The 1,048-nt window shown below is 67.4% G+C and carries 1 protein-coding gene and 1 pseudogene; both read right to left on the bottom strand.

What is annotated here, in order from left to right:
• Positions 1 to 126 precede the first annotated feature (126 nt).
• On the bottom strand, positions 127 to 666 hold the full coding sequence (locus tag ACWCV3_RS29050; RefSeq protein WP_451230380.1) for an N-acetyltransferase family protein: 540 nt from the start codon (positions 664 to 666) through the stop codon (positions 127 to 129).
• Positions 667 to 698: 32 nt separating this feature from the next.
• A pseudogene (locus tag ACWCV3_RS29045) lies at positions 699 to 1,008 on the bottom strand (hypothetical protein); the annotation flags it as partial.
• Between the last annotated feature and the right edge of the window lie 40 nt (positions 1,009 to 1,048).

Here is a 1,048-nt window from a genome sequence, read left to right as displayed (position 1 = left end):
ATGTCCGCAGGCAGCTCGACTGGGCCCAGGGGTGAATCGCAGGTTCGATTGATCAAGCGGCACTGGAGCACACAGCGCGCTGGTCGGCGCGTCTCACACCGTGCCGCTTCGACCTTGATCCGCTGTCTACCAGATGGGGCGGATCATCACGGTCAGCCTCGGTGAGGCCGGAGAAGGCTGGCTGTGGCCGATGTCCTCGTACCCCCATGATAGGTACAGGGCATGCACCTTCCCATCCCCCGCCGCCTCGTTGACCATGAGCGTGACGTACGGCTCCTCCCGGCCGGCCAGTAGCTCGTCGTGGATGCGGCGCGCAACACCTGTGCCGCGCCAGCCCGGTCGCACGCCGATCTCCTTGAGGGCGATCGCGGGCCGCGCCGTGTACTTCTCGCTGGGAGGCGGGCTGGTGCGCTGCCAGTAGCGGTCTCCGTCCTCGATCCGGTTCCCGTAGGCGTAGCCCACCGGATGCTCGCCCTCGTAGGCCAGCACAGCCTTGAAGCCCGGTTCCGTGCTGTGCCGATCCAGGCGTTCCCCGAAGGACGTGACAGCGTAGTTCGGCAAGTGCAGGAGTGGGGCGCGTACTTCGGCGTACACATCGAGCAGGTCGCCGCGAGCAGCGTCCAGGTCGGTGAATGTACGGAGTTCGATGGCGGGTGCCGAAGTCATGCGGTGGGCCTCCATGCGGCGGTGTGCTCGGTTCAGTTGTGTGTGCTGGTGCTGCCGGGCGCCGTGGCACGCAGGGCAGCGCTGAACTCTTGCAGCATGCGGGAGACCCTCGCGTGCTGGGTAGCTGCTTCGGCCGGCACACGCATCGCGGTGTGCGTGGCAGCCTCGACATCGCTTTGCGCAAGTTGGGCGTGCGCCAGGCGGCTCGTCGCGGTGGCGCGAGAACGAAGCGTGTGGGGCCGAAGGGCAGCCAGGCATCGGTGTGCATGTTGCATGGAACTCGGTTGTAGCCCAGTCCCCGGCGGCGAGGTAGGCGCTCAGCGCGAGCGAGTGCAGTTCCGCTCACCCGCACACCGAACCCGACGCACGCCTGAAGTGCGGC

Source organism: Streptomyces sp. NPDC001781 (genome assembly GCF_053596035.1).
The sequence above is the reverse complement of the archived record's forward strand: the minus strand, read 5'-3'. Positions and strand labels throughout refer to the sequence as shown.

Excerpts from the sequence above, each read along its gene's own strand:
- ACWCV3_RS29050 (WP_451230380.1), bottom strand. The coding sequence starts at position 666 with ATGACTTCGGCACCCGCCATCGAACTCCGTACATTCACCGACCTGGAC.